This window comes from Azonexus sp. (genome assembly GCF_036170495.1).
GTDB lineage: Bacteria > Pseudomonadota > Gammaproteobacteria > Burkholderiales > Rhodocyclaceae > Azonexus.
In genome coordinates this window covers 1-14154 of sequence record NZ_JAVHPH010000288.1, presented here as the reverse complement: position 1 = coordinate 14154, position 14154 = coordinate 1, and the positions used below count along the sequence as shown (strand labels likewise).

Annotated in this window: 8 protein-coding genes; 3 read left to right on the top strand and 5 right to left on the bottom strand. The window is 63.6% G+C overall.

The genetic code is table 11. The annotated features are described in order from the left end of the window. Positions 1-963, top strand: a 963-nt coding sequence (locus ADADOO_RS10295) for a methylmalonyl-CoA mutase family protein (protein WP_511277288.1), incomplete at its 5' end; no start/stop codon positions are given. A gap of 101 nt (positions 964-1064) precedes the next feature. Here ADADOO_RS10295 and ADADOO_RS10290 read toward each other — a convergent pair. Next, on the bottom strand, positions 1065-4115 hold the full coding sequence (locus ADADOO_RS10290) for an autotransporter family protein (RefSeq protein ID WP_511277286.1): 3051 nt from the start codon (positions 4113-4115) through the stop codon (positions 1065-1067). A 75-nt stretch (positions 4116-4190) separates the two neighbouring features. Further along, on the bottom strand, positions 4191-8165 hold the full coding sequence (locus ADADOO_RS10285) for a beta strand repeat-containing protein (protein ID WP_511277285.1): 3975 nt from the start codon (positions 8163-8165) through the stop codon (positions 4191-4193). A 416-nt stretch (positions 8166-8581) separates the two neighbouring features. Between ADADOO_RS10285 and ADADOO_RS10280 the strand changes: the two genes are divergently transcribed. Beyond that, positions 8582-9766 (top strand): M48 family metalloprotease, encoded by a 1185-nt coding sequence (locus tag ADADOO_RS10280; RefSeq protein WP_511277283.1) that lies wholly within the window; start codon positions 8582-8584, stop codon positions 9764-9766. Then, a complete protein-coding gene (locus ADADOO_RS10275; protein ID WP_511277281.1) occupies positions 9745-9912 on the top strand; it encodes a hypothetical protein in 168 nt (55 codons plus the stop codon). Before ADADOO_RS10280 ends, ADADOO_RS10275 begins: the two co-directional genes overlap by 22 nt. Before the next feature lie 24 nt (positions 9913-9936). On the opposite strand, the gene ADADOO_RS10270 is transcribed toward ADADOO_RS10275, so the two are convergent. From ADADOO_RS10270 to ADADOO_RS10260, 3 genes are all read right to left on the bottom strand, one after another. Next, a complete protein-coding gene (locus ADADOO_RS10270; protein WP_511277279.1) occupies positions 9937-11850 on the bottom strand; it encodes a PP2C family protein-serine/threonine phosphatase in 1914 nt (637 codons plus the stop codon). 236 nt (positions 11851-12086) lie between these two features. Then, positions 12087-13682, bottom strand: a complete 1596-nt coding sequence (locus tag ADADOO_RS10265; RefSeq protein ID WP_511277277.1) for a methyl-accepting chemotaxis protein — start codon at positions 13680-13682, stop codon at positions 12087-12089. Positions 13683-13888: 206 nt separating this feature from the next. Beyond that, the coding region (locus tag ADADOO_RS10260) for a Crp/Fnr family transcriptional regulator (protein ID WP_511277275.1) at positions 13889-14154 on the bottom strand (266 nt) is incomplete at its 5' end.

The window sequence follows — 14154 nt, the reverse complement described above, 5'->3', positions numbered from 1 at the left end:
TCGGTGTCGATTTCCGGCTATCACATCGCCGAAGCCGGCGCCAACCCGATCAGCCAGCTTGCTTTCACGCTGTCCAACGGCTTCACCTACGTCGAAAGCTATCTGGCGCGTGGCATGAAGATCGACGACTTCGCGCCCAACCTGTCCTTTTTCTTCTCCAACGGCATGGACCCGGAATACTCGGTGATCGGCCGCGTCGCCCGCCGCATCTGGGCCGTGGCGATGAAGAACAAATACGGCGCCAACGAGCGCAGCCAGAAGCTCAAGTACCACATCCAGACTTCCGGCCGCTCGCTGCACGCCCAGGAAATGGACTTCAACGACATCCGCACGACATTGCAGGCGCTGATCGCCATCTACGACAACTGCAATTCGCTGCACACCAACGCCTACGACGAAGCGATCACGACGCCGACCGAGGAATCGGTGCGCCGGGCCATGGCCATCCAGCTCATCATCAACCGTGAGTGGGGCGTGGCGAAGAACGAGAACCCCAACCAGGGCGCCTTTGTCATCGATGAACTGACTGACCTCGTCGAGGAAGCCGTGCTCAAGGAATTCGAAGCCATCGCCTCGCGCGGCGGCGTGCTCGGCGCCATGGAAACCGGCTACCAGCGCGGCAAGATCCAGGAAGAGTCGATGACTTACGAGCACAAGAAGCACGACGGCTCCTACCCGATCATCGGCGTCAATACCTTCCTCAATCCGAAGGGCATGGCCCAGCAGGAAATCGAGCTGGCCCGTTCGAGCGACGAAGAAAAGCAGTCGCAGATCAAGCGCCTGCGCGACTTCCAGGCACGCCATGCCGGTCAGTCGCCAGCCATGCTGGCCAAGCTCAAGCAGACGGTGATCGAGGACGGCAACGTCTTCGCCGTGCTCGTCGATGCCGTCAAATGCTGCTCGCTCGGCCAGATCAGCAGCGCGCTCTACGAAGTTGGCGGCCAGTACCGGCGCAGCATGTAAGGAATGCCCCGAAAGGGGAGCAGCGATCCGAACCCGAAAGGGCGGAGGAGAAAAAAGGACGGCGGGGCCAAGACCCCGCCGTTTTCATTGGGGAAAGCCACTCAGAACGGCATGGCAACCTTGATGCCGATCGCGTTCGTGGCACTGTTTGCCGAGAACTGCCCGTTGTACTCAAGTCTTACCGTTGTTCCACTCTTGCGCAGGATGTCGATGCCGAGTGCGAGATCGCCGTAAGTCCGGTCGCTCCGGGTGACGACCGTGAAGGGCTCGATGCCCGCCGGCGCGCCTTCCAGACTGGCCGTCATGCGCCGCTCGTTGCTGCCCAGGAAATGGGTGACGCCAAGGCGTATGAAGTGGCGCAGCAGCGTGCCTTGGTCGCCAAAACCGGATTCACCTCCGAACTCCACGGCCGGCTGGAGCGCGACGAAGGTGTCGTCGTCCTTGGCAACATTCAGGTTGGCACCACCGGCGCCGCTCTCGCTGTAGCCGTTACGCGTCACGTAGGAAACGGCCAGGCCGAGCATCGGACGAACGTACGCCGACGCGCTGTTCATGATGTCGTGGCTGACCCTTCCTTGCAGCGAGGCTGACCATACATCCTGCTTGCTGGTAGCACGGACTCCGGGCGAGACGATATCGACCAGTCGCTGTGTATTGAAATGTCCATAACCAGCGCTCAGGGAAGCCGACACGCGGGTTGCGCCAGCGCGATGCTTCAGGATCAAGCCACCTTCAAAGCGTTCGCCATCGATGTCGGAGTAGGTCGAATTGAGTATCGACTTCTGATACGACAGTCCAAAGCCGAGATGGAGATCAGGACGGATGGCCTTTTGCAGACCACCGGCCAGCGTCAAGGCATCCTGTTTGAATCCGGCATTCAGGTCGGTTCTTTCCTGATCGCGAATGCTGCCACCGAGACGGAACCAGCTGCATTCACCTTCGCGAATGAAGCGGTAGTCGCCAGCGTATTGTCGGCAGCTGTGCATTGCGTCGTTGAACCCAAGGCTGGCCGCCGCCGCTGCTCCGGCCTGATTGCCGAGAGCTCCCGGGCCAAGCTTTTCATAGGCGGTACGCAGGCTGGCCTCGTCCGGCAGATTGACCAGCGCGGCGATATACGGGGCCATGGCAGTTGAACCCCTCGCCATCTGGATGGCGTTGAGATGGGCGCCAATTTGCCGCGCGTTGTAGCCGAGGCTGGATGGGGCAAAATCGACATGGCTGGACACTGCGATTTCGTTACTGCTCGGATAGTCCAGGGCATAGGTCACGATGGGCGACGATGGGGCGATCAGCGTCAGGCTGTTCGGCGTGGCGCCATTGCCTGCCGACAGAACGATACTTTGCCAAGAGCCGATCTGTGTGGCGCCGGTATCGATCGCGGTCACCCGAATGCTGCCACCAACCTGGGCGCTGCCTGACACCGCCAGGTGATCACTGCTTCTGCCGGCCAGACTCAGGTCGACGTTGTAGGATCCGCCCGTGTTTTGAAGGAGATTGCCTGTTAGCGAAGTGTGCTGGGCGTGCAGGGAACCTCCGGGTGACAGAGTTCCATCGTTGGTCAAGCTGCGCCCAGAGCCGACAGTGATCGTTGTCAGCGAATTGAAGGTCGCGTTGGCGAGATTGTTGATAGCGTTGCTGCCGCTACCCAGATCGACATTGCCGGTAATCGTGCCGTGGTTGTCGAGGGTTTCCGAACCGTTTTCACCGGTCAGTGCGGTCCCGCTAAGGGCAGAGATCGTTCCCTTGTTGGTGATGACGTTGTTCGCGCCATTCAGGACCATGATCCCGACACCCGTCTCACTACCACCGGTGACCGAGCCGTCGTTGATATTGACGATCACATTTCCGTTGCTGGCGCCGCCCAGGCTCTGGGCAAGGATACCGTGGGCGTCAGCACCGGTGACGAGGATATTGCCCGCACTATTGATCGTGACCACGCCGGACGAACCGGTATAAATTCCGCCGCTGACGCCGCCATTGCTCTGGGCGACGATGCCGTGTGCGGCGATGCCGTAGGTGCGGATGTCGCCGGTCTGTTCGACAGTCACGTTACCGCCTGCTCCGGTGCCACCAACGCTGCCGGCCATGCCGATGCCGGCGCCGACGGTGCCGCCCAGGCCGCCACCGCCGCCGACGCTCTGGGCGAAAATGCCCATGGCGCCGCGGCCGCGGGAGACGATGTTGCCGAAGTTGTCGACGATCACCTCGCCGCCGTTGCCTGCATTGCCGCCATCGCCGGCGAAAGCGAAGGCGTTGCCGAAGTCGGTGACACCGAGGTCGATATTGCCCGCGTAACCGCCGCCGCCGCCGATGCTCTGCGCGAAGATGGCGTGGGCGACGACGCCCGTCGTGGATATTTCGCCCCGGGTGATGACATGTACCAGTCCGCCGTTGCCCGAGGAACCGCCGTCGCCGCCGAAGCTGAGCTGCTTGCTCTCGGCATCACCAATGGCGCCGATACCACCGATACCACCGCCGCCGCCAATACTCTGCGCGAGCACCGCGACGGAACCCTGGCCGGTGGTGGTGATGCTGCCGGTGTGGTCGATGAAGACTTCCTTGCCGTGGCCGCTGGCGCCGCCGGCGCCACCCACCGTGATGTTGACGTCGCCTTCTTCCTGGATCGGCAGGATGAAGTCGAGCAGTTCGGATACCCCTTCCGATACGCCGAAATCCTGCCAGTCGAGTCCGTGGTAACCGCTACCGCCGACCCCGCCGCCGCCACCGATACTCTGGGCGAAGATGCCGAAGGCGTCGGCGCCGCGCGTGACGATGCTGCCGGTATTGGTGACCTCCACCTTCTCTCCGGCATGACCGCCGGCCCCGGCTTTGCCACCGACACTCAGCGTCGCACCGACGCTGATGCTGGCCGGGTCGGCCATCTCGGGCTGATCCGGTTTCCAGTTCTCAGGATCGATGCTGAGGATCATGGCGCGTGCGTCGCCGCCCGTGCCGCCGCCACCGCCGATGCTCTGGGCGTAGATGCCGTGCGCACCGACGCCAGTGGTGTCGATCGTCTTGCTGTTGGTGACGGCGACCCTGCCGCCGTCGTTGCCGCTGCCGCCCGTGCCGCCGATGGCCATGGCAAAGTCCACCTTCACCTCGAGTTGCGGCTTTGTGTCGCCTTCGCCGCCGCTGGGGTCATCCGGCAACGAGATGTTAGCCGTTGCGGCAATACTCTTGCCGCCATCACCCCCGCCACCACCGATGCTCTGGGCGTAGATGCCCTAGGCGTGGTCGTTGATGGTCGTGATCTCGCCGTCGTTGGTCACGTCGACGAGCCCGCCCACGCCGCCTTTGCCACCTTCGCCACCCAGGCTGAGCGAGATGTTCACGCTGCCGGTCGGGTAGGGCTCGGGAATCGGAATCACGCTGCTGAAGTTGACCATCACCGAACCGCTCGTGCCGCCTGCGCCGCCGCGGCCGCCGATGCTCTGGGCCATGATGCCGTAGGAATGCTCGCCTTCGGTGGTGATGCTGCCGCGATTGACCACTGTCACGGTATCGGCGGTATCGCCATCGCCACCCTTGCCGCCCATCGAGAGTGCCAAGCCGCCGAAGGCGGTAACGCCGCCAGCGATGCTGAGGCCGCCCGTGCCGCCGCCACCGCCGATGCTTTGTGCCACGATGCCGTGGCTTTGCTCGCCAAGGGTCGTGATGTTCGCATTGGTATGGACATTGACCTGGCCGCCTGCGCCGCCGCCCCCGGCGTCGCCGCCGAAACTCAGCGTCAGGGCCACCGGGCCCAGCAGATCGCCGGCGATGCTGGCGCCGCCGTTGCCACCACCACCGCCGATGCTCTGGGCGACGATGCCATGCGAACGGTCCCCGTAAGTGGTGAGCGTTCCGCCCAGGGTCGAGGTCGTAGACCCGACATTCACGGTGTTGCCGTTGCTGGCGCCGGCACCGCTACCGCCGATGCCGAGCTTGAGTCCGACGCCGCCCAGCAGGCTGGCCGAAATGGCGAAGCCGCCGTTGCCGCCACTACCGCCAATGCTCTGCGCGAGGATGGCGTGCGCGTCGTTGCCGGCGTCCGGATCGCACCCGCTTGTGTCGGCCATCGCCTGGCTGCAACCGGTCGTGATGTCGCCGACGCTATGGACGGTGACGACGTCCGAATGGTTGCCCGTGCCGCCGTTGCCGCCGATGGCGATATTGGCGGTGATGCCGCCCCCAATGCTGCCGGAGATGGCAAAGCCACCATCACCGCCGCTGCCGCCGATGCTTTGCGCGAAAATGCCGTGGGAGCGGTCACCCAGGGTCGTGATTGTGCCGAAGAAGGGATCGGCTTCGGTGCCGACATCAACAGTCTGGCCGATGCCGCCGGTGCCACCGGTGCCGCCCAGGCTGAGGTTCAGGCCTTTGGTGCCACCGTAGCTGCTGGCAATGGCGAAGCCGCCGGAGCCGCCGCCGCCGCCGACGCTCTGCGCGAAGATGCCATAGGACTGTTCTCCGAAGGAGGTGATCGTGCCGCCGCCCAGAACCTTGACCACGCCCGCATCGCCGCCGCCGCCGCCGCTGCCGCCGACGGCAACACTGACGCTGATGATCGATCCGGCCGAGCCCGAAATGGCGAAACCGCCGTTGCCGCCGCCGCCGCCGATGCTCTGGGCGAAAATGGCATGCGAACGGTCGCCATCGGTGATGATCTCGCTGCCGCCCTGCGTGGTGACATTGACCGTCTGGCCATCGCCGCCATCTCCGCCCTTGCCGCCGATGGCCACGGCCACATCGACGCCGGCGCTGATCGCGCTGCCGCCTGTGCCGCCGCCTCCGCCAATGCTTTGCGCGAATACCCCGTACGAATCGTTCGCGTGGGTGTGCAGGATGCCGCTGTTGGTCACGTTGACAACGTTGGCATTGCCACCGCCGCCGGCCTCGCCGCCGATCGTGAACAAGCCGCTGGCGCTGCCACCATCACCGCCGCCACCGCCAATGCTCTGGGCAAAAATGGCATGCGATTGAATCCCGTAGGTATTGATCGTGCCGCGGTTGATGACATCTACCAGTCCGCCGTCGCTCGTCCCGCTACCCTTGCCGCCGATGCTCACCAGACCGGAGACGCCACCACCATCGCCGCCACCGCCCCCGACACTTTGCGCGAAAATGCCGTGAGAATAGTCGCCCAGGTGCAAAGCGGGATCCGCATTACCGGTGGTGATGCTGCCGTCGTTCACGACCGTGACATGCTCGCCGGTGCCGCCGGCGGAGCCGTCGCCCCCCAGGTTGGCGAAGAGGGCAAAATCGCCATCCCCGCCGCCGCTACCGCCGCCGCCGATGCTCTGGGCCAGAATGCCGTGGCTGTAGAGATTGTTGGTCGTCACATTGCCGCTGGCGAGGTTCTGAACCGTGACCGTCCCGCCATTGCCGCCGGGCGAACCGCTGGCGCCATAGGCCCAGAAGAGCGCCCAGCTGGAGCCGCCGGTCCCGCCAAAACCGCCAACGCTTTGTCCGTACAGACCATAGGCATGACTGCCGCTGGTGCTGATGCTGCCAGCGCTGCGCAGCACGACCGTATTGCCGACGCCAGCGACACCGCCGACGCCGGAATCGCCAGAGGAGCCGCCGTCGCCGCCTTTGCCGCCATTGCCGCCCAAGCTCTTGGCCCAGATGCCATGGGCCAGTTCGCCCGTCGTCGTGACGTTCCAGCTGCCATCGACGGTGACCAGTCCGCCCTGGCCGCCGGCGCCGCCATTGGCACCGTCCATGGCACCATTGGCGGTGCCGCCGTTGCCGCCGACGCCGCCGATGCTGATGGCAACGATGCCGGTCGCGTTTTTTCCGGTGGTGGTGATATTGGCGTCGCCGGTCACGTTGATCGTTCCGCCGATGCCGCCATTGCCGCCCGGCTGGCCATAGCGGACAGCGCTGTTGCCGCCGCCGCGTCCGCCGGCGCCGCCATCGCTCATGGCAACGATGCCGCTGGATCTTTCACCGGTCGTCGTGATCGTGCCGCTGGCGCTGACGGTGACGTTGCCGGCAGCGCTGCCGTTGGTTCCGGCGCCGGCCGAGTGGCTGATGTTGCCATCCCATCCGGCGACGCCTGATCCGCCCTGGCTGTAGCCGTAGATGCCATGCGCGCCGCTGCCCGTTGTCTTGAGCCAGCCATCGCTGGAAATGCTCACGCTGTTGCCGCTGCCGCCAGATTCGGCGGCATTGAGCAAGCCGGTGACGTAGGCCTCGAGGTCCGGGAAGACGCTGGGTGTCGTGCTGCTCGCGGGCTTGCCGCTGACGCCGAAGGTGTCGAAACTGGCTTCGACGTTCTGTTCCAGGGTGCTGCCGTCGCGCTGCAGCGTGATGAGCAACAGGGCGTTGTCGGTTTGCGTGTTGCCGGCCCGATTGCCTTCGACGCTGTAATTGACGCCGATGTACAGCGGGCCTGTCAGGGAGGCGTGGGCCGTCAACTCGTCTGTGCTGTAGCTGACTTCATAGCGGCCATCCTGATAGATCTTGATGGTCCCGTGCTGGATCGGATTGTTGCTGCTGTCGCGCAGCACATTGCCGTTGGCGTCGAGCAGGTAGCCGCGTACCTGGACGCTGCCACCGCTGAACGCGACCTCGCTGCCGCTGGCATTGAGCACCTTGGTGACAGAGAAGGAGAAGCCGGTTTCGGTGAAATTCCGCAGCTTCTCGAGTACGGCTTCCGAATAGCCGGGGCCGCTGCTGTAGCCGGCAATGGCATGAGCAGCCAGGCCCGTGGTCAGGATCCCGGGGGTCGGGGTTTCGGGGTCGAAGTGCGTGCTGTAGGCGTTAATGCGCACTTCGCCGCCGGCGACGGCGGGGTTGGTGCCGATCAAAGGCACGTTCAGGAAAGCATTGTCGGCGGGCGGTGTGGTGGAGATGCCGCTCGAGATACCGTATATCCCCGGCGTTAACGTGCCGCCGGTCGTGATGGACAGGCGTTGTTCCGGCTCGCCGGCAGTGATCCAGACATTCTGGCCGTTCGAGCTGATCAGGCCGATGCCGCTGGTGCCGAAGGCGCTGGTCGTGATCGGCTGACTGAGATTGCGGACGATCAACTCGTTGGGCGGCGTTGCGCTGACATTGATCCCTTGGGACTGGTTGCCCTGGCAGGTCAGCGTGGTGCCACCGGCGCCTGCCGTACACGCATCCGGGCCGGCGATCGCCCCGGGAACGAAGGCCGCCGAAATGGCCATGGTGATGAGTCGCTTGTTCGAGCGAACGAATGCACGCGTCTTCATGACATCTCCCTGCTGCTTGGCGCAGTCATCTTAGGTATCTCCTTTGACTATAGATGGCGGTGTGGAAAACAACAGGGGAGAATGGGTGGAAACGGCTGTGCGACAACGGATTTGGCGGATGTGCCGGATTTGGTGTATATGCAAACAGAGTCTGATTTTTGTAGTTTTTGTTGTTGTGTTTCTGTCTTTTTTCGCGGGCGAAAGCAGTTGTTCCGGGGGGTACGGTTGGGTCAGAACCTTGCCGTTGTGAGCGGCTGATTGTCGGTGCTACGGTCAACCGGAAAAACGGGCCAATTTTCAAATTTTCGGGACGCAATTGTGGTCGCTCCGAAAGCCGCTGCCGTCCTGGCGGTCAGCTTTAATGCGCCGGCGTTTTGTCGCACAATCAATCCGCATCGTCTTCACGGAGTCAGCGCATGGACCAGAATATCAAACGCGAACTGCCGGGCAGTCTGCTGGCCAATCGCATTACCCGCCGCCAGGTGCTCTGGCTGCTCGGCGCCAGCGCCCTGTCGGGCTGCGCCACCTCGCCGGTCGGGGGCGGTTCCATCCTGGTCGGGATGAGCGAAGACGAGGAAAAGGCCGTCGATCAGAAGGTCGCGCCGCAACAGTTCTCGCAGGATCTCGGGGCGGTGCAGGACGAGGCCATCAACCAGTACCTGAGCGACGTTGGTCGGCGTCTCGATGCCAAGGTGCATCGGCCGCAGATGCCGTATTCCTACCGCGTGCTCAATGCCAATTACGTCAATGCCTACACCTTCCCCGGCGGGGCGATGGGCGTGACGCGCGGCATTCTGGTCGATCTCGACGACGAGGCCGAACTGGCGGCGCTGCTCGGCCATGAACTCGGCCACGTCAATGCCCGTCACGCCGCGCAGCGTCAGGGCCAGGCGATGGTGACGCAGGCGGCGATGACCGGCGTGAACATCATCGGCACCGCTGCCGGGTTCGGCGGCCTGACCGACTTGGGCACCCAGCTCGGGGCCAGCGCGCTGCTCTCCAGCTATTCACGCGACAACGAGCGCGAGGCCGATGCGCTGGGGCAGGAATACATGGTTCGGGCCGGCTATCCGGCCAGCGGCATGGTCGGCCTGCAGCAATTGCTGGTCGAGCAGCAGAAGGAATCGCCGGGCATGTTGCAGACGATGTTCTCAACTCATCCGATGAGCAGTGAACGGCGTGACTCGGCGAAGCAGCTGGCCGAGAGCAAATACGCGACGAGCAACAAGCGCGACGCCGGGCGTGAGCGTTTCATGGACAGCACGGCGTCACTGCGCCGCATCAAGCCGACCATCGACGCCTGCCAGAAAGGCGAAGTGGCGATGGCCGGCAAGGCGTACGGCAGGGCCGAGGAGCGCTTCCGCACAGCGCTCAAGACGACACCACGCGACTACGCGGCGAATGTGCTGATGGCCAAGTGTTTGTCGGCTCAGGACAAGGATGCCCAAGCGCTGGAGTTCGCCCAGACGGCGACCCGGGTTTATCCGCAGGAAGCCCAGGCGCACAAGCTGGTCGGCGTGCTGGCCTTGGGCCAGAAAGATCCGGGCACGGCGAGCATCTCGATCGTTATGATCGCCTGTTGCCGGGCGATGCCGGCGTGACCTTCCTGAAAGGGATTGCGCTGGAAGGCATGGGCAAGCGGCCGGAAGCGGCCAAACGGTATGCCGCTTATCTGCAACGCACGCAGCAGGGCAAGGCCGCAGAGTATTCAATCAGCCGGCTGAAGAGCTGGGGCTATCTGAAATGATTTTGGCCCTTTTTCCCGGCTGACTTAGTGGCTTGAGCCGCCATGCCAGCGGAGGACCAGAATGGTCAGGTCGTCGGCCGGCAGCTGCGTCGCCTCGAAGCGGCGGACGCTGATGCGCAGGGCTTCGGCACAGGTCGCCACCGGTGTTTGGGCTGACTGGGTGGCGAGTGACTGGAGCAGGCGCTCGGTGCCGAAGAAACTCTGGCCGTCGGTTGCTTCGGTGACCCCGTCGGTGAATAGGCAAAGCGTATCGCCGGGCTCGAGCTGGCGGGTGACAGCCCGGAACGGATAATCCGGGACGCCACACATCGGCGGGCCAAGCGCCTCGCCCAGGTCGATCCGGGACAGCGCCCCGTGGCGGAGCAGCACCGGCGCATCGTGCCCGGCCGAGACGAAATTCAGCTCGCCGCTGACGATGTCGAGCACGGCGATGAAGGCGGTGACGAAGAGCATTTCCGGATTGTTGCGATCCAGTTCGTTGGCGACTTCCCGCACCGCTTCGCCGAGATCCTTGTTCAGCCTGGCCATGCTCGCTGCCAGGGCCTTGGTCATGGCCATGAAGAGGCTGGCGGGAACGCCCTTGCCGGAAACATCCGCCACGGCAAAGCAGATCCGGCGCTCGTCGAGCCGGAAGCATTCGTAATAGTCGCCGCCGACTTCGCGGGCCGGCTCGAGGATGGCGGCAATCGAGAAGCGGGTTTCACCGGCAAAGCTGGTTGCCAGGTCGGGGAGCAGGCCCATCTGGATACGGCGCGCCGTATCGAGCTCGCCAGCCAGTCGTGCTGCTGCTTCGCGGGTTGCCAGCAAATCGCGTTCCGCTTTCTGGCGCCGGCGTTCGGCGGTAATGTCCGAGCCCACTCCGCGCCAGCCGGTAATCGTGCCTGCCGCGTCGGTCAGCGGCTTGCCGCTCAGCGCCCACCAGCCGATTTCGCCGGCCTGCTCGATGGGCACGACGATGTCGCGAAAGGCCCTGGCCGCGCCGAAGGCGTCCTCCAGTTGGGCGAAAGCCTGCCGTCCTTCGCTTTCTGCCGCTCCTTTCTGGCTGAGCAGGGCGATCGACAGCGGCTGGGCGTGCAGGGCGGCAACCGGCCTGCCCAGGGTGTCGGCCAGTCGCGTCGAAATGTGGCGCAAACGGCCCTGTTCGTCGGTTTCCCACAACCAGTCGCTGGCATCGTCCTCGAAGTCGTTGAGGAGCAGACCGATGACCTGCTTTTGCCGCTCCACTTCGCTTTCGGCAATCAGGCTCTTGACGAACAGCCGGGAGGTGATGAGCACCGAGGCAACGACCGAAATCCCGTAGAGCGAGAGGAGGACGGCGAGATAGATGTAGCTCGTGCCGTAGAGGAAGAGCAGGGTGACCGTCCCGCCGAGACACATGGCGGTCCCCCACAAGGCGCCGGCCCAAGGCCAGCGGGCGGTATGAAAGGCGCCGTGAGGAATGGCCGTGGCAAAAAAGGCGGTGACCAATATCTGGCCGGTGATGTTGGTGCGGCCGAACAGATAGGCCAGCATGACCGCGAAGAGCAGGCCGGAGATGGCGACCGAGGCGGTCAGCAGGCGAACGGCGCGGGCGCAGGCTTGATGGTTGGTTTCGGCCTTGTTGCGTTGCCAGATGATCAGGCCGGTGCCGGAACTGGCCCAGACCGCGGCGCACCAGCCGATGAGCAGGCCGGGCGTGGCGTCCGCCCAGAAAATCCAGGCGTAGATGAGCGAGCAGACCATGCAGTCGAAGGCGCTGACCGGCATTTGCTGGAGCAAGGCGCGGAACTGCCGGAAACGATGGGCGGCGGCGACATCGGCCGGTGCATCGGGGTCTCGCCAGCAGTAGGACAGTTTGCGCCAGCTCGACATCAGGCCGCTGGCGTTGAGCAGGGTAGCAAGGCGTCCTGAGTGGTCTGGCTGCTTTTCCGCTGAAGATGTGGTGGTTGAGTGGGACACTGGTGTTCCGGCCTGGAGTCTGGCGCTGATTAAGCAATAGTCATCAGGATATCCGAATCGGGAAGCGAAATACCGTCGACCATTTCACGCCTTGTGCCATGTAATGTCGGCTCGGGCCATTTCGATTTTGGCCGTTTTTTACCGTTGACCGTGGGAATCGGTCGCCGACGCTGCGCAGCCCGCCGACATGCCCGGAGGTCGGCGGCTGAGGGCGATTTCCCGAGGCAATCGGCGCATCAGGTTCGGAAGTAGGAGAGTTCTTCCTGCAGCTTGGTGGCCATCAACTTCAACTGGTCGGCTGCATCGGAATTGCTCTTGGTGGCGGCGTTGGTTTCCTCGGTCATTGAGGCAATATTCTCGACGTGGCGGGCAATTTCGTTGGCCGAAATGGCTTGTGCCTGGGTCGCATTGGCGACCTCCCGGGCCTTGGCGAGCGAGTCATTGGCCTGACGCTGAATTTCGTCGAGCAGTTCGGTGGCTTCGCCGGCCAGCTGCCGGCCCTCGTTCACACGGGGCGTCGTGCTGGCCATGGCGTGTACCGCGTGCTGGGTATCGTCCTGGATGGCGGTGACCATGTTGGTAATCTGGGCGGTTGCCTTGGTTGTCCGTTCGGCGAGTATGCGCACTTCGTCGGCAACCACCGCGAAGCCGCGTCCGCTTTCCCCGGCGCGTGCCGCTTCGATGGCGGCGTTGAGGGCCAGCAGGTTGGTCTGGTCGGCGATCTCCTTGATCACCTGGGTGATCGTCCCGATTTCCTGCGAGCGGCCAACCAGTGTCTGTATGCGCCGAGTCGACTCGTCGACAGCGTTGGCGATATTCTGGATTTCAGCGGCCGACTGGCGGACGACGGTGCCGCCCTTGCCGGCGAGCTCGGCCGTCGTGTTCGAGTTGGTTTCGGTGATCAGTGCGATCTCCGAGACCTCGTTGATGCTGACGGTCAGTTCCTCGATCGCCGCGGCGGTCGCCGCGCTCGACTCGGCCTGCTTTTCGGCGGCGATACTGATTTCCTTGGCAGCGACGGAGAGATCGGCCGACTCCTTGGCGAGCACCTCGGTGTTGCCGCGGATGCTGCGCACGATGTTGGCCAGACGGGTCTGCATGGCGCCCAGGGCGGTCAACAGGTTGCCCTCCTGATTGCTCGAGGAGACGATCGGCTGGGTCAGGTTGCCGCTGGCGAAGACCTCTACCTGGCTGGCGGCGATAGCCGGTTCGCCACCGATCTGGTTACGAACGCTGCGGCTGATCAGCCAGCCGAGCGAGCCAAGCAGGGTGCCGATGACAATCAGGAAAATCAAGGATTTCATCACGGCCAGGCGGAACCTGGCGTCGACGTCGTCGACATAGACGCCGGTGCCGATCCACCAGCCCCAGGGCTTGAAGACCTTGGCATAGGAAATCTTCGGCACCGGATCCTTGCTGCCCGCTTTCGGGAACATGTAATCGATGTAGGCGGCACCGTCGCGCTTGAGCAGTTCGATCCACTGCCTGATGTAATCCTTGCCGTTCGGATCCTTCGAGTCGATGAAGTTCTTGCCTTCACGCTCCGGTTTCGAGGCATGCATCAGGTTGACACCATTGAAATCGTAGATGAAAAAGTAGTCCGACCCATTGTTGTAGCGGCTCTTGCGCAGATTGTCCCTGGCCAGGCGCTGGGCCTCTTCCTCGCTGATCTTGCCAGCCTTGAACAGGTCGTATTGCTCCTGAATAACGCCTGTGCTGGAATCGACCAGGGCCTGCAGCGCCAGTTTCTTTTCTTCCAGAATCTGGGCACGCAACTCGAACGCCGAGTAGCCACCGAGCAAAATCAAGCCGAGCAACATGCTGCCCAGCAAGATGTATAGACGTGCGCTAAGCGAAATTCCTGTCCCCTGGCTCATAATATTTGCCTCCTTGATTTTTGTATTCGGACGACTGCTTGTCAGGCCATTCTGTCATTTAGTACCCGGCGATGGAAGTATCCCGTGGCCACCTTCGGTGTGGTCACGTTCGGGGGCAGAGCGATTTGATTTTGGCCGTTTTTTCCGGTTGACCGTAGTAATCAGTCGCCGAAAGTACGCAGCCCGTCGAGGTTGAGAATGTTGATGCCGCCGTACTCGCTGCGTACCAGCCCGGCATCCTCGAGCACCTTGAGCGCCTGATTGGCGCGCTGTCTGGAAACGCCGGCCAGGTAGCCGAGTTCTTCCTGTGAAATCTGCAGCAGGCGGTTGGTGCCGGGGTAGAGCACGGGGTTGAACAGGGCGGCGAGGCCGCGCGCGATGCGGGCGTCGGTGTCGAGCATGCGCTCGTTTTCGATCATGCCGATGA

Bases quoted from the DNA above. Each gene is read 5' to 3' on its own strand.
- ADADOO_RS10280 (WP_511277283.1), top strand. From the start codon at position 8,582: ATGGACCAGAATATCAAACGCGAACTGCCGGGCAGTCTGCTGGCCAAT.
- ADADOO_RS10285 (WP_511277285.1), bottom strand. From the start codon at position 8,165: ATGAAGACGCGTGCATTCGTTCGCTCGAACAAGCGACTCATCACCATG.